The sequence below is a fragment of the Halorubrum sp. CSM-61 genome (assembly GCF_003781945.1).
Taxonomy (GTDB): Archaea; Halobacteriota; Halobacteria; order Halobacteriales; family Haloferacaceae; genus Halorubrum.
In genome coordinates, this window is the sequence record NZ_RJJW01000002.1 from 329,805 (window position 1) to 352,771 (window position 22,967).

The 22,967-nt window shown below is 66.9% G+C and carries 18 protein-coding genes; 10 read left to right on the forward strand and 8 right to left on the reverse strand.

The annotated features are described in order from the left end of the window. Positions 1 to 12: 12 nt before the first annotated feature. A complete protein-coding gene (locus EDM04_RS04655) occupies positions 13 to 1,674 on the reverse strand; it encodes an HVO_2922 family protein (protein WP_123619987.1) in 1,662 nt (553 codons plus the stop codon). Positions 1,675 to 1,878: 204 nt separating this feature from the next. Between EDM04_RS04655 and EDM04_RS04660 the strand changes: the two genes are divergently transcribed. The 3 genes from EDM04_RS04660 to ligA all read left to right on the forward strand — a co-directional run bounded on the left by EDM04_RS04660 (position 1,879) and on the right by ligA (position 6,045). Continuing rightward, on the forward strand, positions 1,879 to 3,054 hold the full coding sequence (locus EDM04_RS04660; RefSeq protein WP_206424422.1) for an amidohydrolase family protein: 1,176 nt from the start codon (positions 1,879 to 1,881) through the stop codon (positions 3,052 to 3,054). 234 nt (positions 3,055 to 3,288) lie between these two features. After that, positions 3,289 to 3,828, forward strand: coding sequence for a hypothetical protein (locus EDM04_RS04665; protein WP_123619988.1), 540 nt, complete (start codon positions 3,289 to 3,291; stop codon positions 3,826 to 3,828). A gap of 66 nt (positions 3,829 to 3,894) precedes the next feature. Further along, the gene (ligA, locus tag EDM04_RS04670) at positions 3,895 to 6,045 is read left to right on the forward strand and encodes an NAD-dependent DNA ligase LigA (protein ID WP_123619989.1); all 2,151 of its coding nucleotides are present in this window, start codon (positions 3,895 to 3,897) and stop codon (positions 6,043 to 6,045) included. Positions 6,046 to 6,092: 47 nt separating this feature from the next. On the opposite strand, the gene EDM04_RS04675 is transcribed toward ligA, so the two are convergent. Then, positions 6,093 to 7,508 (reverse strand): GntP family permease, encoded by a 1,416-nt coding sequence (locus tag EDM04_RS04675; protein WP_123619990.1) that lies wholly within the window; start codon positions 7,506 to 7,508, stop codon positions 6,093 to 6,095. Positions 7,509 to 7,830: 322 nt separating this feature from the next. Between EDM04_RS04675 and EDM04_RS04680 the strand changes: the two genes are divergently transcribed. The 4 genes from EDM04_RS04680 (at position 7,831) to EDM04_RS04695 (ending at position 10,520) form a co-directional block, all read left to right on the forward strand. Continuing rightward, the gene (locus EDM04_RS04680) at positions 7,831 to 8,919 is read left to right on the forward strand and encodes an ABC transporter ATP-binding protein (RefSeq protein WP_123619991.1); all 1,089 of its coding nucleotides are present in this window, start codon (positions 7,831 to 7,833) and stop codon (positions 8,917 to 8,919) included. Further along, on the forward strand, positions 8,916 to 9,746 hold the full coding sequence (locus EDM04_RS04685) for an ABC transporter permease (RefSeq protein ID WP_123619992.1): 831 nt from the start codon (positions 8,916 to 8,918) through the stop codon (positions 9,744 to 9,746). The genes EDM04_RS04680 and EDM04_RS04685 overlap by 4 nt, the downstream gene beginning before the upstream one ends. A 109-nt stretch (positions 9,747 to 9,855) precedes the next feature. After that, complete coding sequence (locus EDM04_RS04690) at positions 9,856 to 10,113, forward strand: antitoxin VapB family protein (protein ID WP_123619993.1); 258 nt, start codon at positions 9,856 to 9,858, stop codon at positions 10,111 to 10,113. Next, on the forward strand, positions 10,110 to 10,520 hold the full coding sequence (locus EDM04_RS04695) for a PIN domain-containing protein (RefSeq protein WP_206424423.1): 411 nt from the start codon (positions 10,110 to 10,112) through the stop codon (positions 10,518 to 10,520). Before EDM04_RS04690 ends, EDM04_RS04695 begins: the two co-directional genes overlap by 4 nt. An 18-nt stretch (positions 10,521 to 10,538) precedes the next feature. On the opposite strand, the gene EDM04_RS04700 is transcribed toward EDM04_RS04695, so the two are convergent. Continuing rightward, entirely contained in the window at positions 10,539 to 11,843 is a 1,305-nt protein-coding gene (locus EDM04_RS04700) for an O-acetylhomoserine aminocarboxypropyltransferase/cysteine synthase family protein (protein WP_123619994.1), read from the reverse strand. A gap of 166 nt (positions 11,844 to 12,009) precedes the next feature. Between EDM04_RS04700 and EDM04_RS04705 the strand changes: the two genes are divergently transcribed. Beyond that, a complete protein-coding gene (locus EDM04_RS04705) occupies positions 12,010 to 13,239 on the forward strand; it encodes an SPFH domain-containing protein (protein ID WP_123619995.1) in 1,230 nt (409 codons plus the stop codon). Between the two features lie 235 nt (positions 13,240 to 13,474). Here the strand turns inward: EDM04_RS04705 and EDM04_RS04710 are convergent, their stop codons facing one another. The 5 genes from EDM04_RS04710 to uvrB form a co-directional block, all read right to left on the reverse strand. Further along, complete coding sequence (locus tag EDM04_RS04710; RefSeq protein ID WP_123619996.1) at positions 13,475 to 15,163, reverse strand: ribonucleoside-diphosphate reductase subunit alpha; 1,689 nt, start codon at positions 15,161 to 15,163, stop codon at positions 13,475 to 13,477. A gap of 2 nt (positions 15,164 to 15,165) precedes the next feature. After that, the gene (locus tag EDM04_RS04715; RefSeq protein ID WP_123619997.1) at positions 15,166 to 16,194 is read right to left on the reverse strand and encodes a ribonucleotide-diphosphate reductase subunit beta; all 1,029 of its coding nucleotides are present in this window, start codon (positions 16,192 to 16,194) and stop codon (positions 15,166 to 15,168) included. 559 nt (positions 16,195 to 16,753) lie between these two features. Then, positions 16,754 to 17,350, reverse strand: coding sequence for a hypothetical protein (locus EDM04_RS04720; protein ID WP_123619998.1), 597 nt, complete (start codon positions 17,348 to 17,350; stop codon positions 16,754 to 16,756). Positions 17,351 to 17,425: 75 nt separating this feature from the next. After that, positions 17,426 to 17,956: a hypothetical protein gene (locus tag EDM04_RS04725; protein ID WP_123619999.1), complete on the reverse strand. Its 531-nt coding sequence runs from the start codon at positions 17,954 to 17,956 to the stop codon at positions 17,426 to 17,428. Positions 17,957 to 18,061: 105 nt separating this feature from the next. Next, positions 18,062 to 20,116: an excinuclease ABC subunit UvrB gene (gene uvrB, locus EDM04_RS04730; RefSeq protein ID WP_123620000.1), complete on the reverse strand. Its 2,055-nt coding sequence runs from the start codon at positions 20,114 to 20,116 to the stop codon at positions 18,062 to 18,064. Positions 20,117 to 20,230: 114 nt separating this feature from the next. On the opposite strand from uvrB, the gene EDM04_RS04735 reads away from it, so the two are divergent. Beyond that, entirely contained in the window at positions 20,231 to 20,686 is a 456-nt protein-coding gene (locus tag EDM04_RS04735) for a hypothetical protein (protein WP_123620001.1), read from the forward strand. A 426-nt stretch (positions 20,687 to 21,112) separates the two neighbouring features. Beyond that, a complete protein-coding gene (gene thsA / locus EDM04_RS04745) occupies positions 21,113 to 22,765 on the forward strand; it encodes a thermosome subunit alpha (protein ID WP_123620178.1) in 1,653 nt (550 codons plus the stop codon). The last annotated feature ends 202 nt before the right edge of the window (positions 22,766 to 22,967 follow it).

A 22,967-nucleotide genomic window follows, 5' to 3' on the forward strand; every position in this document is an offset into this window, starting at 1 on the left:
GGCCGACCCGACTTACTCGCCCGCCTCGACCGTCTCCGCTTCCGCGCCGGGAGCGTTCCGCTTCACCGACGTGACGGCCTCGACCGCGTTCGACCGGGAGACGTACCCCTCGCCGGAGTCGGCGACGATGTTGCCGTTGCGGTGGCGGAGCCGCCAGCGCCACTCGCCGCCGGCGTCCTCGTAGATCTCGAAGGCGGCGCTGCCGACGTCCAACACGTCGGCGTCGGGACCGTACTCGCGGACGCGCCCGATCGCGTCCCGCGCGTTCGACCGGGAGGCGTACCCCTCGCCGGAGTCGGCGATGACGTTCCCGTTGCGGTGGCGGAGCCGCCAGCGGTACTCCTCCGCAGCGTCCTCGTACAGCTCGAATGCGGCGTTTCCGTCCCCGCTCTCGCGCTCCTCGCCGTCGACCTCGAGGGCCGCGTCGGCGGCGTTCGACCGCACGCTGTCGAGCCCCTGTCGGGCCTTCGACCGGGAGGAGTAGCCCTCGCCGGAGTCGGCGAGGACGTTCCCGTTCTCGTGGATGAGCCGCCAGCGCCACTCGCCGCCGGCGTCGCGGAACACCTCGAAGGCGGTCGGGTCGACCCGGAGGTAATCCGCGGCGGCGACGTGCTCGCGGACCCGGCCGAGAGCGCGCTTCGCGTTCGACTTGGAGGCGTACCCCTCGCCGGAGTCCCCGATGACGTTCCCGTTGTCGTGGCGGAGCCGCCAGCGCCACTCGCCGCCGGCGTCCTCGAACAGCTCGAAGGTCGCCTCGCTCGCGATCTCCTCGTCGTCGCTCGGGACGGCCACGTCCGGGTCCGCGGCGTCCTCGGGTTCGGGGCCGTCGTCGGCGGCGATCGCCTCGGCCTCCGCGACCGGGGTCTCGATCCGGAGGATTCCGGCGCCGAGCGCGTTCCGCCGGACGCTGTGGAGCCCCTTCTGGGCCTTGCCGCGGCTGCTGTACCCCTGTCCGGCCGTCGCGATCACGTTGCCGTTGCGGTGGCGGAGCCGCCAGCGCGGCTTGCCGCCGGCGTCCTCGAACAGCTCGAACCGCGCCTTGCTCTCGCGCAGCGCCGCGGTCTCCGCGCGGGCGGCTTCGAGCTCGGAGTCGGCGGTCGCGAGCTCCTCGCGGGTCGTCTTCAGGTCCTCACGCGTCGACTCCAGATTCTCGCGGGTCGACGCGAGCTCCGCGCTCGTCTCGTCGCGCTCGGCCGTCGCGGCCGCGGTCTCGCTTTGCATCCGCTCGTAGTCCTCGCGGACCGGGTCGGTGATGAGCGGGACGACCGTCCCCGCGAGCCCGATGAGCCCGAGTCCGATTCCGTACACGGCGATCACGGTCGGGTCGCCGGAGGCGGTGAACCAGCCGTCCGGGAAGATGTTCACGAACCAGACCACCCCGAGGACGCTGACCGCCGTCCCGAGGTAGCCGAGGTACGTCCCGGCCCGTCGGAGCGGGAAGCGGATCACCGCGCCGAGCATGACGAACGGCGGGGCCAGCGCCGCCAGCGCGTACGCGATCCCGCGGGTCGTCGTCGCCGACTCGGTGAGGAAGAACAGGACGACCCCGGCCAGCCCGAGCAACACGCCGAAGCCGAACAGCCAGAACCCGTTCACCTCGTCGTCGGTCGTGGGGGTCCCGATGCGTTGCGCGTACAGCCCGCCGGGCGAGCCTGGTTGCTTGTCACTTGCCATGGTCGGGAAATCGGCGGCCGGTCGGTTATAGGTATGGGTGTATGACACAAACCAACTTGTGACACGCCACCGGGTCGAGGGTGATCCGCGACGGCTTCCCGGGGCGGATACCCGCTCCGGGACGTGCTCCCGGAACTGGCCCCCGACCTGCGACGGACTACCGGGACCCGAGCGTTTACGAGTCGAACGCTCTCCTGTGGGAACATGCACGTGATCCGAGGCGGACGAGTGGTCGACGCCGACGGGACCCGCGAAGGCGACGTCGCCGTCGCGGACGGCGAGATCGCCGCGGTCGGGCCGAGCGCGGTCGAGGAGATCGGCGGCGAGGACGCGGTCGACGCCGAGACCGACGCGAGCGGGTCGGTGGTCGCGCCGGGCCTCATCGACGCGCACGTCCACGTCATGATGGACGGGCGGCCGGACGTGGCCACCGCGGTCTCCGAGAGCGACTACACCGCGAGCTACCGAGCGGCCGGCAACCTCCGCGACGCGCTCGAAGTCGGGGTCACGACGGTCCGCGATCTGGGGAGCCGCGGGACGCTCGCGCTCGACGCGGGCGAGGCGGTCGCCGCCGGCGAGATCGACGGCCCACGCGTCCTCGCGTGCGGCCGCAACGTGATCATGACCGGCGGCCACGGCAACTGGTTCGGGCGCGAAGCTGACGGGCCGAGCGAGGTTCGGAAGGCGGCCCGCGAGCAGCTGAAGGCGGGCGCGGACGTGCTCAAGTGCATGGCGACCGGCGGCGTCCTCACCGAGGGCGCGGTGACGGGCGCGCCCGAACTCACCCCCGAGGAGCTCGAGGCGTTCACCGACGCCGCCGCGCCCACCGACACTCCCACCGCGGCTCACGCCCACGGCGAGGAGGGGATCAAGAACGCGGTCGAGGCCGGCATTTCGAGCGTCGAGCACGGAACCTTCATGGACCGCGAGGCCGCCGAGATGATGGCCGAGCGCGGCACCTACTGGGTGCCGACCGCGAGCGCGCTCCGCGGTATCGTCGATCACGGGACCGAGGCCGGTATCCCCGAGGACGCCGTCGCGAAGGCCGAGGACGCCGCCGACCGCTTCGACGACGCGTGGGACCGCGCGCTCGAGGCCGACGTGCCGATCGCGATGGGGACCGATGCCGGGACCCCCTTCAACTTCTTCGGGGACATCCCCCGGGAGCTCGAGTACATGGTCGACTACGGCCTCTCGCCCGAGGGCGCGCTGGAGGCGGCCACCGTCAACGCCGCCGACCTGCTCGGGCTCGACGACGTGGGCCGGATCGAGGAGGGGTACCGCGCCGACCTCGTCGTGCTCGACGCCGACCCGACCGAGGACGTGACGGCGTGGCAGGAGCCGGAAGCGGTGTTCGCCGCGGGCGAACGGGCGAGATAGCGAGCAGAATCCGGGGTCGGCACAAAGTATTCACCTGACTCGTTAGACCGGTCGTGTATGACTGATGGTCGGCGGCGTGTGTTACGACTGGCCGGCGCGTGTCTGATCGGAATCCCGTCGGCCGGCTGTCTGTCGCCCGCCGATTCGGAGCCTTCGGGTAATTCCGAGTCTCCGGAGAACTCCGAGGCCTCGGAGAAGTCGGAGGCTTCCGGGCCCGACTACGATCAGTGTCACTTGATCAAAATCGAGTATTCCCAGCTTCCTGACGACGTTCAAGCCGAAATCAACACCGTCCTCGAAGACGGCGAGTACCGATCGGAATCGTTGCTGTTCGACGATGCGGTCGACCCGTCCTACTCGTACATCGTCCTCTACGACACACCCTACGATCCCCGTGTCGAGGACGGTGACGGCGGGACACAGATCCTCACGCTCACCGAGGTCGAATCGGTCAGAGCGCCGAATCCACCGGCGATCACCGTCAGAAACACCGCCGACCGCGAACACGAGGTCCGTATCGAGGTGGTCGGCGAAGAGACCCTCATCGACGAGACCGTCACGATCGAGTCGGACGACTTCCGGAAATACCATCCCACCGATGAGTTCGGGAGCTACGAGCTGACCGTCGAGACCCTGACCGATGAGAAGGAGCCGCGTCGATACGACTTCGTCGTCGACGACTTTCGCAAGGAAGCGGATGTCACGATAACCGACGACGACATTCACGTCTCTCAGGGGGTCGTCGACTACGCGCCGTGTGAATGGGACGGGTGATAGCGAGATACAGGCACCCGCCACCGAACGGTCGCTTTTAACCCGAGCCGACGCAAGGATCGGCCGATGACGAGCGCGAACTCCGGGTCGTCGCCCCGGCACGCGGACCCGGACGAGAACCCCTACGTGGAGTCGCCGCCGACCGACTTCGAGCCGGTCGCGGAGCTCTCTGAGAACGAGGCCGCCGAGCAGGCGTCGCTGCTCCGGGCGGCGGTCCGAGAGCACGACTACCGGTACTACGTGCGGGCCGACCCCCTGATCGCCGACGAGACGTACGACCGGCTGTTCGCCCGACTCGAAGAACTGGAGGACGCGTTCGACCTCTCGACGGAGAACTCCCCGACCCGCAGGGTCGGCGGCGAACCGCTCGACGAGCTGGAGACGGTCGAGCACGTCGCGCCGATGCGATCGATCGACAACGCGACCGAGGCGGAGGCGGTCCGCGAGTTCGACGAGCGCGTCCGGCGCGGGCTCGACGCCGAGGGGTTCGACCCCGACGCGGTCGAGTACGTCTGCGAGCCGAAGTTCGACGGGCTCTCGGTCGAGGTGGTCTACGAAGACGGGGGGTACGTCCGCGCCGCCACGCGGGGGGACGGGACCGCGGGCGACGACGTGACCGAACAGGTCCGGACGATCCGGTCCGTACCCGGGAAGCTGCGCGGCGACGCGCCGGACCGGCTCGCGGTCCGCGGTGAGGCGTACATGCCCCGCGACGCGTTCGAGGCGTACAACGAGGCGCTGATGGAGCGCGGCGAGGAGCCGTTCGCGAACCCCCGCAACGCCGCCGCCGGCACCCTCCGGCAGCTCGACCCGTCGGTCGTCGCGGAGCGCCCCCTCGAGGTGTTCTTCTTCGACGTGTTGGGGTGGGAAAACGACGGAGCGGGCTCGTCTGTGGAGCGCCCCGACACCCACTGGGCCGAGTTCGACGCCTTCGACGCGTTCGGGCTCCGGCGCACGGACCGGGTCGAGCGCGTCGACGACATCGAGGGCGCGCTCGATTACCGCGACCGGCTCATGGCCGACCGCGAGGACCTGAACTTCGCGATCGACGGGGTCGTCATCTCGGTGGACGACCGCGCGCACCGCGAGGCGCTCGGGTCGACCTCGCGGGCGCCGCGCTGGGCGTTCGCGTACAAGTTCCCGCCCCGCACCGCGACGACGACCGTGGAGGGCGTCACGGTGCAGGTGGGTCGCACGGGCCGGCTCACCCCCGTCGCCGAACTCGACCCGGTCGACGTGGGCGGCGTCACCGTCTCGCGGGCGACGCTGCACAACCCCGCCGAGATCGAGGCGCTCGGCGTGAACGTCGGCGACCGCGTGCGGATCTACCGCGCCGGCGACGTGATCCCCTACGTCCCGGAGGTGGTCGAGAAGCGCTCCGAGGGGACCTACGTCTTCCCCGACGCCTGCCCGATATGCGACGCGCCGGTCGAGCGCGACGGGCCGCTCGCGTTCTGTACCGGCGGGCTCGGCTGTCCGGCGCAGCTGAAGCGGGCGATCGAACACTGGGCGCGTCGGGATGCGCTCGACGTCGAGGGGCTGGGTCCCGAGCGCGTCGAACAGCTCCGCGAAGCGGATCTGGTCGCGTCGCTGCCGGACCTGTACGACCTGACCGTCGAGGACCTCGCCGCGCTGGAGGGGTGGGGCGAGACGAGCGCCGAGAACCTGATCGCGGAGCTGGAGGCCACGACGGAACCCCCGCTCGACGCGTTCCTCGCCGGGCTCGGGATCCCCGACGTGGGCGCGACGACCGCCCGGGCGCTGGCCGCGCACTTCGGCGACCTCGACGCGATACTCGACGCCGACGAGGCGGCGCTCCGGGCGGTCGACGACGTGGGCCCCGAGGTCGCCGAATCGATCCGGACGTTCCTCGACAACGAGGAGAATCGGGCGGCGATCGAGGGACTCCGCGAGCGCGGGGTCGACCCCGAGTCGGTCGCTGTCGAGACCGCAGACGAACTCGACGGGCTGACCTTCGTGTTCACCGGGTCGCTGTCGACGACGCGGGGCGAGGCGCAGGCGCACGTGGAGGCCCACGGCGCCGACGCCACGTCGAGCGTCTCGGGCAACACCGACTACCTCGTCGCGGGCGAGAACCCTGGACGATCGAAGCGCGACGTCGCCGACGCGGAGGGCGTGCCCGTCGTCGACGAGGAGGAGTTCGCCGATCTACTCGCCGATCGCGGAGTGGCGTGGCCGCCCGAGGGTGACGAGTAGCGACGGGACTCCCCTTAGCGTCTTAAAAAAAATACGAGCCGCTCGCGTCAGACGAGCGGGAAGATCGTCGAGACGATCAGCACCGTGATGAGGCCGGTCACCGAGATGATCGTCGTCAGCGCGGTCCACGTCTTCAGCGTCTCCGTCTTGGTGAGTCCCCCGATCTCGCTGACGAGCCAGAAGCCGGAGTCGTTGAACCACGAGAAGATGTTCCCGCCGGCGCCGATGACCATCACGAGGTAGGCCGGGTGGACGGTCAACTGCCCGGTGAGCGGCGCCATGATCCCCGCGGCGGTCAGCATCGCGGCCGTGGCGGACCCCTGCGCGATGCGGACGATCGCGGCGATGAGCCACGCCGTAACGAGCAGGCCGATACCAACTTCCTGGAGCGCGTTGGCCAGGTAATCGCCGATTCCGGAGGCCGCGAGCAGCGCGCCGAAGGCACCACCGGCCGCCGTGATCGCGGCGATGTTCCCGCCGCTTTTCAGGGCCTCGGTGAGTTCGTCGCTCCACTCGCTCCGCGTCATGGAGTCGTAGCGGTAGAACGTGTACGCGGCGGCGAGCGCGGCGATGGTCAGCGCGACGTTCTTGTCGCCGAGGAAGTCGGTGATCGGCTGCAGCGAGGTCAGGACCGGAACGACCTCTTGGAACGTGTTGACGAACGTCGAGGACGCGATTAGCAGGACCGCGAGCAGGATCGGCGCCAGCGACTCGAGCACGCCCGGCAGCTCGCTGGTCGGCCGGTCGGCGACCTCCTGTAGCTCCTCCGTCGAGGTCGCCATCGTGTCCCGAAGCGGGATGTCGAGCCGGCTGTTGATCCAGCGCCCGTAGACGAGCCCGGACATGATCGCCGCCGGAACGGCGGTCACCAGCCCGATGACGATCGTCGTGAACAGGTTGCTGCCGATCTGGTCCGCGACCGCAAGCGGACCGGGCGTGGGCGGGACGAACACGTGCGTCGTCGCGGCCCCCGCGCCGACGACGACGATGAACAGCGTGTAGTCACGGCCGACGCGGGCGCGCATCGACCGGGCGAGCGGCGCCATGAGGTAGAACACGCTGTCGAAGAACACCGGAATCGCCAACACCGAACTGCTCCCGAGCAGCGAGATGTCGGAGTTGCTCTCGCCGAGCACGTTTTGGAACCCACGAACGACCCGCTGGGCCGCGCCGCTTTCCAACATCCCCTTCCCGATGATCGCCGCCATCAGGATCGGAATCCCGATCCCCGCCATGCCGTCCCCGAACGCCGTCGCTACCTGACTTCCGGCGTCGGCGGCGGTGAAGTCCGCGACGAAGATCGTGTTCACGACCCCGACCAAGAACGCCGAGATGATCAGCCCGATGAACGCCGGGAGATCCAGCCACACGAGCATCGCGACGACAATTATCAAACCAATTATAAATGTTAGTAGCGGACTGTGCGAGAACTGAACAGTTGCTTGGAGCGGTGTCGGTATCATCCCGGCTGACATGATATACATAAATAATTAAAATTTTCGAAGTCGGGAAATTATTCCCGCGTCTATCGGTTTTCGAATATCGAAACGAACCTTCACTTTCGTCGGGGCGGAGGCGCTGCGAGCCGAAAAGGACAGTCAGATATCCTATAATCATTTCTTATAATCATTCATCTGTCATTCAACCGGGTTCAAGTTTCGTTCTCGATGACGTCGTCGTGAGCGTCCTGTGCCCGGTGCCGTAGTCCCGACGCGCCGCTACGCGCTTCCCGACTCGCCGTCACGACCCACAACCCTTTATCCGGCGACGCGGCAACGGGGCGGTATGACCGCTATCGAACTGCGGGGCGTGACGAAGGAGTTCGCCGACGTCACGGCCGTTCGCGGCCTCGACCTCACCGTCGAAGAGGGGGAGGTGTACGGCTTCCTCGGTCCGAACGGCGCCGGCAAGTCGACGACAATCGACATGGTGCTCGACCTCGTCCGGCCGACCGAGGGGACGGTGCGCGTGCTCGATCAGGACGCCACCGCCGACGGCGTCGCGATCCGTCAGCGCACCGGCGTGCTCCCCGACGGGTTCGCGGTGTACGATCGGCTCACGGGCCGGAAACACGTCGAGTTCGCGGTCCGCTCGAAGGAGGCCGACGACGACCCCGACGCCCTCCTCGACCGCGTGGGGCTCCTCGACGACGCCGACCGCAAGGCCGGCGGCTACTCGAAGGGGATGCGCCAGCGCCTCGCGCTCGCGATGGCGCTCGCCGGCGACCCCGACCTGCTCATCCTCGACGAGCCCTCCTCCGGGCTCGACCCGGCGGGCGCGAAGGAGATGCGCGAGATCGTCCGGGCCGAGGCCGACCGCGGCGCGACCGTCTTCTTCTCCTCGCACATCCTCGAACAGGTCGAGGCCGTCTGCGACCGCGTCGGAATCCTCCGCGCGGGCGAGCTCGTCGCCGAGGACTCCGTCGAGGGGCTCCGCGAGGCCGTCGGCGGCGAGGAGACGCTGGAGATCGCGATCGCCGGCGGCGACGCGGACGGCGCGAGCGACGCGGCCGTCGACGCCGTCCGCGACCTCGACGGCGTGAGCCGCGTCGACCGCGACGGGGACACCCTCGTCGTGAGCTGCGCCGACGGGGCGAAGACGCGGGTCATCGGCGCCTTAGAGGACGCGGGCGTCGCCGTCGCCGACTTCCACACCCGCGAGGCCTCGCTGGAGGACCTCTTCTTAGCGTACACCGAGGGCGACGCGCCCGGTTCGGGAGACGCCGACGCGGCGGACGGGCCTGACGCTGACGCCACCGTCGGCGACACAGATGACGCCACCGTCGGCGACGCTGATGACGCCGCCAGCGAGGGCGCGGATGATCCTGCCGGCGACGCAGACGACCCCGCCGACGCCGAGGAGGTGAGCCGATGAGTCTCGCCGCCATCGCGGAGAAGGACTTCCAGGAAGCGGTGCGCTCCCGCGGAATGTTGATCCTCGTGGCGCTGTTCTCGCTGCTCGTCGCGGTCTTCGCGTACGTCGTCAGGCCGACCGGTCAGGGCGAGCAGTTCGCGACCGAGGCCCTCCTGAGCTTCGCCGTCGGCCCCTTCCTCGTGACGACGCTCGTCCCGCTGGTCGGCGTCGTCGTCGGGTACAACGCCGTCAGCGGCGAGCGCGAGTCGGGCTCGCTGAAGCTGCTCCTGTCGCTGCCGCACTCCCGGGCCGACGTGGTCTTCGGGAAGGTGATCGGGCGGGGCGCCGCGCTCGCGCTCGCGGTCCTCACCGGCTTCCTGCTGCCGGCGCTCGTGCTGTTCGGGCTCGCGCAGACCGGGGCGCTCGCGACGTTCAACGTGGGCGCGTTCCTCGGCTACACGGTCTTCGCTGCGGTCCTCGGCGTCGTCTTCGTCGCCATCGCGGTCGGCTGCTCGGCGGCCGCGACGACGCAGCGCCGCGCGCTGATCGGCGGGGTCGCGATCTTCGTCCTGTTCGTGGTGCTGTGGAGCTTCGTCACCGGGCAGCTTCTCGACGCCGCGAGCGGGCTGATCGACCCGCTGCCGGCCTCCCAACAGCAGGTCAGCGTGTTCCTGCGGGTCGCGAACCCGATAACCGGTGTCGAACTGCTGTCCAACGCGTTCCTCGGCGAACAGCTGTTCACGGGCGAGACCGTCAACCGGCAGGTCTCGGCGGTGTCGATGCTCGTGTTCTGGACGATCGCGCCGCCGCTCGCCGGGCTCTGGAAGTTCGACAGCGACGACCTGTAGGCTCGGCTCCGAGCGGACGGCGACTGCGGATGCCGAATTCGCTCCCGCCCCCGACGTCGAGCCCACACGCGACCGCATCTTTATCACTGATGCATACGTAACTGCATACATGGCGGGGGACACCTCCATCCGGGTCTCGCGAGACGCGAAAGAGCGGCTCGACCTCCACAAGCGAGACGACGAGAGCTACGACGACGTCATCCTGCGGCTCGCTTCGACGGACAAGTGGGCGGGATTCGGCGTCGCCAGCGGTGACCCCGAGGCGTCTCGCGAGGGCGTGGACGGCCTGCGGGACTCGATGCGCGAGTCGATGGACCGAGCCGTCGAACAGACGGACGATCGAGCTCGCGACGGACGGGACGCGTGAGCGTGCTCGTCCTCGACAACAACGTCCTCAGCGACTACCTAAACGGGACGGACGCGGCGAAAGAATTCCTCACGGCACACGAGAACGACCAGTGGGCGGTCTCGTCGATCGTGCTGTACGAGGCGTTGATGGGTGCGACGTACGGCTACATCGGCGCCGATCCGGCGACGGTGCGGCAGGCAGTGACCGGATCGATTCGGGTGCTCGACGTCACGGAGCGAACCGCGATCGAAGCTCGGCGGCTCCAAGACGACCTTCTCGATGAGGGTTCACCGGTCGATCAGCTCGATGCGCTCATCGCCGCGTCGGCAGTCGAACGCGGCGGGACGTTCGCGACCGCCGAGAAGACGTTCGGCAGCGACGCGGTGCGGTCAAAACTCGATGTCGCTGTGTACGAACCGGAGTGAGGTGACCGCTCTGCCGGCCTACGCCGACGCGCGCTCGATCGCCGCCTCGAGGTCGGCCACGATGTCGGCCGGGTCCTCGATGCCGACGGAGAGACGCACCATGTCGCCGGTGACGCCGGCGGCCTCCTGTTCCTCCTCCGTCAACTGTTGGTGGGTCGTCGACGCCGGGTGGATGACGAGCGTCTTCGCGTCGCCGACGTTGGCGAGAAGCGAGGCCAGATCCGCGTTCTCGACGGTCCCCTTCGCGGCCTCGTAGCCGCCCTCAAGCCCGAAGGTGATCATGCCGCCGTAGCCGCCCTCTAAGTACTCGCTGGCCTCCTCGTGGGTCTCGTGGCTCTCCAGTCCGGGGTAGTTCACCCACGCCACCTCGTCGTGGTCCTCGAGGTACTCCGCGACGATCCCGGCGTTCTCGCAGTGGCGGTCCATCCGCAGCGGGAGCGACTCGGTCTGCTGGAGGGTGTTCCACGCGTCGAACGGCGACTGCTGGTCGCCCAGGTCGCGCAGCCCGCGGGTGACCGCCGCGAAGGTGAACGCCGCGTCGCCGAACGCCTCGACGTAGTTTATCCCGTGGTACGCCGGGTTGTCCTGCGCGATCTCCGGGTACTTCTCGGCGTGCTCGCCCCACGGGAACGACCCGCCGTCGACGAGGACGCCGCCGACGGTGGTGCCGTTGCCGGTGAGCCACTTGGTCGTCGACTCCCAGACGAGGTCCGCGCCGTGGTCGAGCGGGCGGCAGAGATAGGGGGTCGCGAACGTGTTGTCGACGAACAGCGGGACGCCGTGGTCGTGCGCGATGTCGGCGATCCGCTCGATGTCCGGCGTGACGAGGGCGGGGTTCCCGATGGTCTCGAGGTGGACGTAGGCGGTGTCCTCGTCGATCGCGTCGGCGTACCCCTCGTAGTCGAGCGGGTCGACGAACCGCGTCGAGACCCCGCGGCGCTCGACCGAGTGCGTGAGGTAGGTGTAGGTGCCGCCGTACAGCGCCGACGACGAGACGACGTTGTCGCCCGCGGACGCGAGCATGAACGTCGCGAGATCGAACGCCGCCATCCCCGACGACGTGGCGACCGCGCCCACGCCGTTCTCGAGCGAGGCGATCCGCTCCTCGAGGGCGGCGTTCGTCGGGTTCATGATCCGCGAGTAGACGTTGCCCGCCTCCTCTAACGCGAACAGCCGGGCGGCGTGGTCGGCGTCCTCGAACTCGTAGGAGGTCGTCTGGTAGATGGGCGTCGCCCGGGCCCCGGTCGCCGGGTCCGGGTTCGACCCCGCGTGGACGCTTCGCGTGCGGAACTCGCGGTCGACGTCGTCTTCGTCGGCTGGCATACCCCTGCATGCGCGCGCCGAGCGCTTAAAGCCGCCCGACCGTCGCGGGCGTTTCCGGTACCTCGGAGACGGGTCTGGGAGTCGGAGATCCGCGAACGCCGGCGATTCCGAGTCGAACGACTCCTCTCGTGACAACCGTTAACAGCGTCGGCCCGTAACGTGGACTATGGGAACACAAGGTCCGCGCGACGACGCCTTCGAGATCGGGGAGGCGACGGGGTCGATCCCGGACGCCGTCTGGCGGTACACGGCGCTCGCGGGCGCGCTCCTCGTCGGCTTCGCCCTCCTCAGCCAGAGCCTCGTCTACGGGGTCGGGGCGCTCGCGGTGTTGGTCGCGGCGGTCACGGTCGTCAGCGCGGTCGAAATCGTCGACGCCTACGACAAGGAGGCGCTCACGGTGTTCGGCGAGTACCGGAAGCTCCTCCAGCCGGGCGTCCACCTCATCCCGCCGTTCGTCTCCCGAACGTACGCGTTCGACATGCGGACGCAGACGATCGACGTGCCGAGCCAGTCGGCGATCACGCGGGACAACTCCCCGGTGACCGCGGACGCCGTCGTCTACATCAAGGTGATGGACGCGAAGAAGGCCTTCCTCGAAGTCGACGACTACAAGAACGCCGTCTCGAACCTCGCGCAGACCACCCTCCGCGCCGTCCTCGGCGACATGGAGCTCGACGACACGCTCTCCCGGCGCGACCAGATCAACGACCGCATCAACGAGGAGCTGGACGAGCCGACCGACGAGTGGGGGATCCGGGTCGAGGCGGTCGAGGTCCGCGAGGTGAGCCCCTCACAGGAGGTCCAGCGCGCGATGGAGCAACAGACCGGCGCCGAGCGCCGCCGCCGCGCGATGATCCTCGAAGCGCAGGGGGAACGCCGCTCGGCGATCGAGCAGGCGGAGGGCGACAAGCAGTCGAACATTATCCGCGCGCAGGGTGAAAAGCAGTCGCAGATCCTCGAGGCGCAGGGGGACGCGATCTCGACGGTCCTCCGCGCCCGCTCGGCCGAGTCGATGGGCGAGCGTGCCATCATCGAGCGCGGTATGGAGACCTTAGAAGAGATCGGGAAAGGCGAGTCGACGACGTTCGTCCTCCCGCAGGAGCTCACCAGCCTCGTCGGCCGCTACGGCAAGGCGCTGTCCGGTTCCGACGTACAACAGATGGAGGGGTTAGAGGGCAAGGAGTTCGACGAGGAGACGGAGAGGCTGCTCGGGCTCGAAGACATCGAGAGCGCGTTAGAGGAGCTCGACTCGGTCGCCGACAACGACCTCCGAACCGACGAGACCCGCGACGCCGACACCCTTCGGGACGCGGAGGTGTCCGGCGAGGCGGATCTCGACCGGGAGGGCGACCGAGATATCGAGCTGGAGGCCGAAAGCGAGCGACCGGGGGACTGAGAGCCGAGCGACGGGTGTCACGCGTCGTCGACGGCAAGCGGGTTGCTACCACGACCGCGCCGGCGGCGCTACCCAGTTTTACGGAGAATCGGGGAGAAAGCCTCGCGCTTCAGCGCGGGGAGGATGTCAAAGATCCTCGAATCCGAAGACATCGACCGCGAGGCGGACCGGGGCGTCGATCTGGAGTCGAAGACTGAGCGACCGGGACGGCAGGCGAGCCGCCTACGAGGAGCGATCAGCTCTCACAGGCCCTGCACTCGAGAATATCTCGACTGAATTTCTGTGCAGCGTTCACGCTGTGCTGATAGTAGAGGCTCTTTACCCCCTTCTTCCAGGCTTCTATGTAGAGCTGATTGATCTCCTTGACGCTCACTTCACTCGGGTCGATAGAGACGTTCACGCTCTGTGCTTGGTCTATGTGTTTCTGTCTCTGTGCTGCTTGGTTGATGATCGCCATCTGTGGTATCTCTGCAAAAGTCTTGAACACCTCTTTCTCTTCGTCCGTCAGACACTCGAGATGTTGAACGCTCCCGTCTTTGTTTGCGATGCTGTCCCAGACTTCGCGCGTGTCTTCGTCTCGCTCCGCCAGTATAGCCTGAAGGAATCTGTTTTTTTGCGTCGATTTCAGCTTCGCGCCGTCTCGCACGAAGTAGTTCGCTTTCAGCGGCTCGATGCTCGGACTGACCTGACCCAGAATAACGCTGCTCGATTTTGTCGGGGCCACGCTCATCGTCGTCGTGTTCCGCCTGCCGTACCCCTCTAGGACCTCCGGCTCCCCGAACTCGTCGGCAAGCGCTTCACTCGCCTCGTAGCTCCGCTCTTTGATCGTCCGGAACAACTCATCGTTCTTCTCCATCGCTTCCATACTGTCGAAGGGGATCATGTTGCTCTGGAGATAGCTGTGCCACCCGAGGACGCCGATCCCTATCGCTCTGTGTCGCTTCGCAAACCGCACGGCCCGCTCCATGAACCGTGTCCCCTCCGTTTTTTGAATGAATTCCTCCATCACCGCGTCCAGAAACCGCGTCAGTGTCTCCACTGCATCGGTATCCTTCCATTCGTCGTAGTGGAGAGCGTTCATACTCGAGAGACAGCAGACGAAGCTCTCGTCAGCCGTGGCCGGCAGTGCTATCTCGGTACAAAGATTGGACGCGTTAATCTGGTAGTCCTTGTCCTTGTACACCTGCGGTTTCCCCTCGTTCATGTTCCCCCGGAAAATGATATACGGGACGCCGATGTTGATCCGGGTCTCGATGATATCTGCCCACGTCTCTCGTTTCTCTTCGTCGCCGTCGACCATCGCTTGGAACCAGTCATCGCCGATGATGACGCCGTAGTAGATGTCCTGTACCGGGTCCCCTTCGGTTTTGATGTTAAGCCACTCTTCCAAGTCGTCGTGTTCGACGTCGATATAGCCAGCGAACTGCCCTCTCCGGGTTTCACCCTGGCTGATGACGTTGATGATCGTGTCGAACAGCTCCGTGAAACTGTAGCTCCCGTTACTCTTGCCGTTGTCCGTTATCGGACTGCCTCGCGGCCGCAGCTCGCCGAAGTACCCGCTCGTGCCTCCGCCCTGCTTGGTCATTTCGCCCACCTCTGCCTGGGTGTGGAGAATACTCTCTATGTTATCCTCCATGTAGCTGCCGAAGCAACTGATAGGAAGGCCTCTGTCCAGTCCGAAGTTGGACCACACTGGGCTGGCGAGGCTATAGTAGCCTCGGCTCATGTACTCGTAGAACGTGTCGGCGAAGCCCTCGTCGTCGAGGATTTCTTCAGCGCGCTCCGCTATTTGTCTGACTCTCTCTTCGGCTGTGACGCCCTCAAGCAGATACCCCTCTCTGAGGAACTCTCTGCTGTCCTCGTTCAACCAGTAGAACGGCTCTTCGTGCTGTTGATCGACGTGATCGAGTGCTGTTTGTGCCATTGTTAAAACATGTCCTCGGCGGTAACGCTCTGCGTGTGTTTGTTGTACGTGGTCGACCGCTTGCTGAAGAAATCGTTATCTTTCGTCATCATAATGTCCTCGTCGAACCAGCGCGTCTCCTCAAGCAGGTCATCGTCTGTCTCGAATACCGGCTCCACGCCGACGTTTTTTAGACTCTGATTGAACCGGTCTCGCAGAAACGCGTTCACGTGCGTTCGAGGGAGAAACTCCAGCTCTCCATCCTCGAAAATCCAATCGAGAATCTCCATCTCTGCCTCGTACGCCTGCTGACAAGCCTCCTGGACGTCCTCCTCGAAGTCGTCATCGAAGAGATCCGGGTTCTCCTCTCTGATCGTCTCTACCAGTTCGACCCCGAACAGACCGTGAATCTGCTCCTCTTTGCTGGTCGCTTCGACGGCGTTCGCTATCCCCTTGAATTTCTTTTCGTGCTTGTCGAAGCTCGTCATTATGAGGAACTGGCTGAACAGCGATACGTGCTCGACGAACGTGCTGAACAGCAGGATGCTCATCACGTACTCCCGTTCGTCGTCGCTCTCGCTCTTCTCCAGGTATTCGTCGAGATACTCGATCCGCTTTTTCATCGCTGGCTCCTCAGTCACCTGCTCGAAATCGTCCGTGATCCCCAAGACATCGAGTAAATGGCTGTAGGCGTCCATGTGCCGCACTTCACTCTCCGCGAAGGTCATGCCCACATTCCCGACCTCGGCCTTGGGCATCTCCTCGTAGATGTCCGACCAAAACGTCTTCACCTGTACCTCGATCTGTGCGATGGCCAACATCGTCCGCTTGATAACGGTCTGCTCAGCAGCGTTCGTGTTGACCTTGAAGTCTTGGACATCTCCGTCGAAATTAAACTCCGTGTGCACCCAGTAGCTGTTCCGAATCGCCTCGACGTAGTCGAGGAAGTCGGCGTACTCGTAGGGCTTCAGCTGTTTCCTCTCCGAAAAGATGTCCGTCTCTATATCTTCGCCTGTACTCGCGTTCGTGTTTGCGTTTTCGCTTTCACTCATCGTTGGTCATCTCGAACGTGACCGATCGCGTTAGATTGCCTCTGCCACTGTCTGGCGTCAGTCCGGTGAGTTCGACCGTGATCGCGTCGCTCGGAAGACGGTCTTACAGCGTACCGTGAGTTTGGCCGTGTGAACCGTATCGAATCACACAGACTCCACTGTTATAAGTATTACCAATAAAATTGTAGTATAACAACCTCACTTTCATAATAGGGGAGCGGAGTTGTCCCTCCGATCCGCGAACGGGCGGTGCCGAGACGAAGACTGAGCGGTGATCTCCGGGTACTGGTGGTTGCTACGGCGCCGACTGGCGGCGTCAAGCCCGCGCCAGTCCAATCGCGAGGGCTCCACAGAGCGGTTCGGCGAGAAGTGCGAACCCGATCCCGGACGCGAGCGGGGGACAGACAACGCGTGAGACTCGGACAACGCCGACCCCGCCCGGCAGGACGAGGAGATCCGCGAGGCCGACCGGGACAGCGAACTTGAGGCGGAAAGCGAGCGGCCGAGCGACTGAGCACCGATCACGCGATTTCTCGATAGGGGGAGTTCCCGGCCCGAATCAGGGCCGCCACGTCTCGGGATCGACCGCCCAGAGCAACCCCACCGCGCCGGCGCCGGAGACGCCACCAGTGACGAGTCCGAGCGGAGAGCCGGACCCGGCGACGACCGACGCGAGCAGCAGGGCCGCGCCGACGAGCAGCGTGACCGTGTCCTCCGTGATCGTGGCGCGGACCACGGGCGCGATAGCGGCGCCGGCGATGGCCCCGGCGGCGATCCGGGCGCCGAATCCGGATCGAAGGAGGTCGTACGCGGCCGGATCGGTCGCGGTCGCGAGGGTCGATTCGGGAGCTACCCCGAGACCGAGCCCGAACGCGACCGCGGTCGCGGCACCTATCGCCGGCGCGGACAGCGCGGCGCGCGCGGAGAGGTCGGCGTCGGCGAGCGCGGCGACGCCGCCGACCAGCAGCACCGACCCGGCCGCGAGCAGGAGCGGCGAAGCGAGCAGCGAGACCGGCGAGGGCGTGACGACCGAGAGCCCCGTCGGGCTCGACGACGAGGGGACGACCGCGAGGGTGGTCTCGGACGCGAGGTACAGCGACGCCGCGGCGGCGAGGAGGGCGACCGATCCGACGAGACGACGGCGGAGGGTACTCATGATCGGTCGGACACCGCGCGGATACAAAACTGTCTCGGGAGGTGACTGTTCGTATCTCGTGATCGAGGGCCCGCGTCAGACGGTCACGCCGGCGCGGTCGCCCTCGATCGAGACGACCACGCGAGCGGGCGGCCCTCGCTCGTCCGCCAGTCGCAGAAGAAGGGTCTTGACCACCGGTTCGTCGGTCTCGACCTCGCCGCGAACGCCCGCGACGTCGACGGCGACGCGGAGTGAGTGGTCCCCGATGCGGCTGACCGACCCCAGCCGGAGTTCGACCTCGGGTGCGGTGAGCCGCTGCGCGGCGACGAGCACCGCCCTGCCGCCGTCGCCGACGAACGAGGTGGCCTCGACGAACGCCATCGTCTCCGGTTGATCGGGGAGAACCGCGGCCTTCGCCGCCGACTTCGACCGGAAGGAGGCGGCGTGGGTCACCAGTCCCTCCGGGCGCGAGCGAACGCTCTGTCCCTCGACGAGCGGGTCGCCGTCGACGTAGTCACTCCGGACGGCGAGGTCCCGCGGCGTCGACGCCGCCAGGTCGTGGAGCCGATCGGTACAGCCCGCGCTGGCGACGGTACAGAGGCCGGCCACCAGCGCGCGGCGCTTCATGTGACGCGTTCCGACGGTCGCGGTTAAAAACCCCGGCGTCGCGGGTCTCGGCGCGCGAGAATCGGAGCCGGGACGGGAGTAAGGGTAGGGAGTGAGAGCGGACCGCTACTCGTCGATCATCGGCGCCGGCACGCCGTCGTCGCCGCCGTCGAGCTCGAACGCGCGGCGGAGCTCCGCGATCCGGTCGCGGATGTCGGCCGCCAGCTCGAACTCCAGGTTGCTCGCGGCCTCGTCCATCCGTTCTTCGAGCGCCTCGATCTGCGCTTTCGCCTCCTCTTCGCTCTCCACGTCGCCGACGCTGACCGACGAGGTGTCCGTCTTCGACCCCGGCAGGTTCGTCTCCCCGACCGGCTTGTCGATGGTGGTCGCCTCGTAGCCGTGCTCCTCGTTGTACTCGAGCTGGATCTCGCGGCGGCGCTGGGTCTCCTCGATGGCTTCCTCCATCGAGTCGGTCACCCGGTCGGCGTAGAGGACGACCTCGCCGTTGACGTTGCGCGCGGCCCGCCCCATCGTCTGGACGAGGGTCGTCGTGGAGCGGAGGAACCCCTCCTGGTCGGCGTCGAGGATGGCGACGAGCGAGACCTCCGGGATGTCGAGCCCCTCGCGCAGGAGGTTGATCCCGACGAGCACGTCGATGTTGCCCAGTCGGAGGTCGCGGATGATCTCGTGGCGTTCGAGGGTGTCCGTCTCGTCGTGCATGTACGCCACGTCGATCCCGGCCTCCTCGAAGTACTCCGTGAGGTCCTCGGCCATTCGCTTGGTGAGCGTGGTGACCAAGACGCGCTCGTCGCGCTCGATCCGGTCGTCGACCCGTTCGAGGAGGTTCTCGACCTGCCCCGTCGCCTCCGCGATCTCCACCTTCGGGTCGACGAGGTGGGTCGGCCGGACGATCTGCTCGACGATCTGATCGGAGGTCTCGCGCTCGTAGTCGCCCGGCGTCGCCGAGACGTAGAGGGTGCGGTCCGTCTTCTCCTCGAACTCCTCGAACGTGAGCGGGCGGTTGTCGTAGGCGGTCGGGAGCCGGAACCCGTTCTCGACGAGCGAGTCTTTCCGCGACTTGTCGCCCTCGTACTGGCCCTTTATCTGGGGGATCGTCTGGTGGGACTCGTCGACGACGGTGAGGAAGTCGTCGGGGAAGTAGTCGAGCAGGGTGTAGGGGGCGTCGCCGGACTCGCGGTCGTCCATGTGGACCGAGTAGTTCTCGATCCCCGAGCAGTAGCCCGCCTCCCGTAGCATCTCCAGGTCGAAGGTGGTGCGTTCCTCGATGCGCTGGGCCGCCACGAGGTCGCCCTGCCGCTCGAAGTAGCTCACCCGCTTCTCCATCAGGTCCTCGATCTCCGCGATCGCCTGCTCCAGCTGGTCGTCCGGGATCGAGTAGTGCTCCGCGGGGTGGAGCATGACGGCGGGCTCCTCCGAGACGACCTCGCCTTTCATCGGGTCGACCTTGAGCATCCGGTCGATCTCCTCGCCCCACAGCTCCACCCGGACCGCGTACCGCCCGTACATCGGGTAGATCTCGACGGTGTCGCCCCGAACCCGGAAGGTGCCCTGCGTGAAGTCCACGTCGTTGCGCTCGTAGTTCAGGTCGACGAGGTCGGCGAGCAGCCGCTCGCGGCCGACCTCCTCGCCCATCTCCAACCGGAGCGCCATGTCGCGGTAGTTCTGCGGGTCACCGAGCCCGTAGATCGCGGAGACGGAGGCCACCACGATCACGTCGTCACGCGTCAGGAGCGAGCGCGTCGCGGAGTGGCGCAGGCGGTCGATCTCCTCGTTTATCGACATCTCCTTGTCGATGAACGTGTCCGTCTGCTCGACGTACGCCTCCGGCTGGTAGTAATCGTAGTAGGAGACGAAGTACTCGACGGCGTTGTCCGGGAACAGCTCGCGGAACTCCTCGTACAGCTGGGCGGCGAGCGTCTTGTTGTGGGCCAAGACGAGGGTCGGCTGATCGAGCTCCTCGGCGACCCACGAGACGGTGTTGGTCTTCCCGGAGCCGGTGACGCCCAGCAGGGTCTGCTTGTCGGCGCCCGACTCGAACCCCTCGACCAGCTTCTCGATCGCCTCCGGCTGGTCGCCCGCGGGCTCGAACGGGGCGTCGACGCGGAGGGGGCGGTCGACGGTCGGACGGTCCTCGGAGAGGGGGGAGTCGGCGTCGCTCACTATACGTGTCGTTGGGGGGCGAGACACTTGAGCGGCGCGGCCACACCGTGTCCTCGGGGGACATACAGCCGATTTCGACAGAAAGTATTTGCACCACCCGTGGCCTCACCGACTATGAGACGACGAGCCCTCCTCGCCTGTGCGCTGTCGGCGGCGATCGCCGGCTGTACCGACGACGATCCGAACGACGGGAACAACGAAACCGACGGCGGGGAAGACGATCCGGGCGGCGGAAACGACCGGCCGGACGACGGAGACAACGAATCCGACACCGCGAACGGCGAAACCGACGATGGCGAGAACGGCGTCGAGGAGTCGAAATACAGGGTCGTCGTGGAGGCACCGGAATCGGACCCCGATGACGGGTCGGTCTGCGAGTTCGAGGCGCTCCCGGCCGCCGCCCGAGACGAGTTCGAGGCCGCGATCGAGGGCGTCGACTTCGAGAGCGCCGACCGCGGCGACTACACGTCCACGAGCTCACCGGCCATACTCGATACGGACTGTTACAACAGCTACGTCGCGTACGAGGGCGAGTACTACTGGGTCGGAGTCGATGTCGGAGGCGGGTGAGGACCTCCCTGTTACGGAGAATCGGGGAGAAAGCCTCGCGCTTCAGCGCGGGGAGCATGTCAACCTCGCACTGTTCGTCTGGATGGCGACCGGCATCTGGGTGAATTTCGACGCCCACGCTCGCGGGAGCGACTATCCGGCCTTCTGGGGCGTTTTCGCGCCGGTTTCGGGCGTCATACTGTTGTACTACCTGCTGTGGTGGCGTCGCGGACGGTCTCGCGAGTACCCGCCGTCTCGCTGGGAGCGATCCGCGTCCCACCACTCGATCTAGGCTTCTATATAAAAGAGGCGTGTGAACGTGACTCATACTGCCCGATACTCCCCCACCGTGTTGCGGTTTCGCACGCACCGAACAAAGGATTTATATAGAATCACAATCAATCAATGGCTGTAATGTCACAGCGCCAGCGGATGGGCAATCAGCCCATGATCGTACTTTCCGAGGAGTCGCAGCGAACATCCGGAAAGGACGCTCAGAACATGAACATCACGGCCGGGAAGGCGGTCGCGGAGTCCGTCCGCACCACGCTCGGCCCGAAAGGGATGGACAAGATGCTCGTCGACTCCGGCGGGTCCGTCGTCGTCACGAACGACGGCGTCACCATCCTGAAGGAGATGGACATCGACCACCCGGCGGCCAACATGATCGTCGAGGTCAGCGAGACGCAGGAGGAGGAGGTCGGTGACGGGACCACCTCCGCCGTCGTCGTCGCCGGTGAGCTCCTCGATCAGGCCGAGGAGCTCCTCGACCAGGACATCCACGCGACCACCCTCGCGCAGGGGTACCGCCAGGCCGCCGAGAAGGCCAAGGAGATCCTCGACGAGGAGGCCATCGACGTCTCCGCGGACGACTACGACACGCTCGTCGAGATCGCCGAGACGGCGATGACGGGCAAGGGCGCCGAGAACTCCAAGGACCTGCTCGCCGAGCTCGTCGTCGACTCCGTCCTCGCGGTCCAGGACGACGACGGCATCGACACGGAGAACGTCTCCGTCGAGAAGGTCGTCGGCAGCTCGATCGACAAGTCCGAGCTCGTCGAGGGCGTCATCGTCGACAAGGAGCGCGTCGACGAGAACATGCCCTTCGCGGTCGAGGACGCCGACGTGGCGCTGTTCGACGGCGCAATCGAAGTGAAGGAGACGGAGATCGACGCCGAGGTCAACGTCACGGACCCCGACCAGCTCCAGCAATTCCTCGACCAGGAGGAGGAGCAGCTCCGCGAGATGGTCGACCACCTGACGGAGATCGGCGCCGACGTCGTCTTCGTCGGTGACGGCATCGACGACATGGCGCAGCACTACCTCGCGCAGGAGGGCATCCTCGCCGTCCGCCGCGCGAAGTCCGACGACCTCAAGCGCCTCGCCCGCGCGACCGGCGGCCGCGTCGTCTCCAACCTCGAGGACATCGAGACGGACGACCTCGGCTTCGCTGGCTCCGTCGCCCAGAAGGACATCGGCGGCGACGAGCGCATCTTCGTCGAGGACGTCGAAGAGGCGAAGTCCGTCACGCTCATCCTCCGCGGCGGCACCGAACACGTCGTCGACGAGGTCGAGCGCGCAATCGACGACTCGCTCGGCGTCGTCCGCACGACGCTGCTCGACGGGAAGGTGCTGCCCGGCGGCGGCGCCCCCGAGGCCGAGCTGGCACTCCAGCTCCGCGACTTCGCCGACTCCGTCGGCGGCCGCGAGCAGCTCGCCGTCGAGGCGTTCGCAGACGCGCTGGAAGTCATCCCGCGCACCCTCGCCGAGAACGCGGGTCTCGACCCCATCGACTCGCTGGTCGACCTCCGCTCCCGCCACGACGGCGGTGAGTTCGGCGCCGGTCTCGACGCCTACACGGGCGACGTGATCGACATGGAGGCCGAGGGCGTCGTGGAGCCGCTCCGCGTCAAGACCCAGGCCATCGAGTCCGCCACCGAGGCGGCAGTCATGATCCTCCGCATCGACGACGTCATCGCGGCCGGCGACCTCAAGGGCGGCGGCACCGACGACGGCGGCGACGACGGCGGCCCCGGCGGCGCGCCCGGCGGAATGGGCGGCGGCATGGGCGGCATGGGCGGTATGGGCGGCGCGATGTGAAGTTCGGTTAACGCCTTCACACCCCAACCGACCGCAGCCGCTTCGCCGAACCGCACCGCCTCTCGACCGACCGTCGCGCGCCCCTTCGGGCCTCGACGACACGCGATTTTTATCGACGACCGCCTCGACGACCGCGGAGCCGCCGGCTCGCCGAGCGATCGCGTTCATCGGTACCGACCCGCATATTCGTCGTCGTCGACAC

Excerpts from the sequence above, each read along its gene's own strand:
- EDM04_RS04655 (WP_123619987.1), bottom strand. The coding sequence starts at position 1,674 with ATGGCAAGTGACAAGCAACCAGGCTCGCCCGGCGGGCTGTACGCGCAA.
- EDM04_RS04660 (WP_206424422.1), top strand. The coding sequence starts at position 1,879 with ATGCACGTGATCCGAGGCGGACGAGTGGTCGACGCCGACGGGACCCGC.
- ligA (WP_123619989.1), top strand. The coding sequence starts at position 3,895 with ATGACGAGCGCGAACTCCGGGTCGTCGCCCCGGCACGCGGACCCGGAC.
- EDM04_RS04675 (WP_123619990.1), bottom strand. The coding sequence starts at position 7,508 with ATGATACCGACACCGCTCCAAGCAACTGTTCAGTTCTCGCACAGTCCG.
- EDM04_RS04680 (WP_123619991.1), top strand. The coding sequence starts at position 7,831 with ATGACCGCTATCGAACTGCGGGGCGTGACGAAGGAGTTCGCCGACGTC.
- EDM04_RS04685 (WP_123619992.1), top strand. The coding sequence starts at position 8,916 with ATGAGTCTCGCCGCCATCGCGGAGAAGGACTTCCAGGAAGCGGTGCGC.
- EDM04_RS04690 (WP_123619993.1), top strand. The coding sequence starts at position 9,856 with ATGGCGGGGGACACCTCCATCCGGGTCTCGCGAGACGCGAAAGAGCGG.
- EDM04_RS04700 (WP_123619994.1), bottom strand. The coding sequence starts at position 11,843 with ATGCCAGCCGACGAAGACGACGTCGACCGCGAGTTCCGCACGCGAAGC.
- EDM04_RS04705 (WP_123619995.1), top strand. The coding sequence starts at position 12,010 with ATGGGAACACAAGGTCCGCGCGACGACGCCTTCGAGATCGGGGAGGCG.
- EDM04_RS04710 (WP_123619996.1), bottom strand. The coding sequence starts at position 15,163 with ATGGCACAAACAGCACTCGATCACGTCGATCAACAGCACGAAGAGCCG.
- EDM04_RS04715 (WP_123619997.1), bottom strand. The coding sequence starts at position 16,194 with ATGAGTGAAAGCGAAAACGCAAACACGAACGCGAGTACAGGCGAAGAT.
- EDM04_RS04720 (WP_123619998.1), bottom strand. The coding sequence starts at position 17,350 with ATGAGTACCCTCCGCCGTCGTCTCGTCGGATCGGTCGCCCTCCTCGCC.
- EDM04_RS04725 (WP_123619999.1), bottom strand. The coding sequence starts at position 17,956 with ATGAAGCGCCGCGCGCTGGTGGCCGGCCTCTGTACCGTCGCCAGCGCG.
- EDM04_RS04735 (WP_123620001.1), top strand. The coding sequence starts at position 20,231 with ATGAGACGACGAGCCCTCCTCGCCTGTGCGCTGTCGGCGGCGATCGCC.
- thsA (WP_123620178.1), top strand. The coding sequence starts at position 21,113 with ATGATCGTACTTTCCGAGGAGTCGCAGCGAACATCCGGAAAGGACGCT.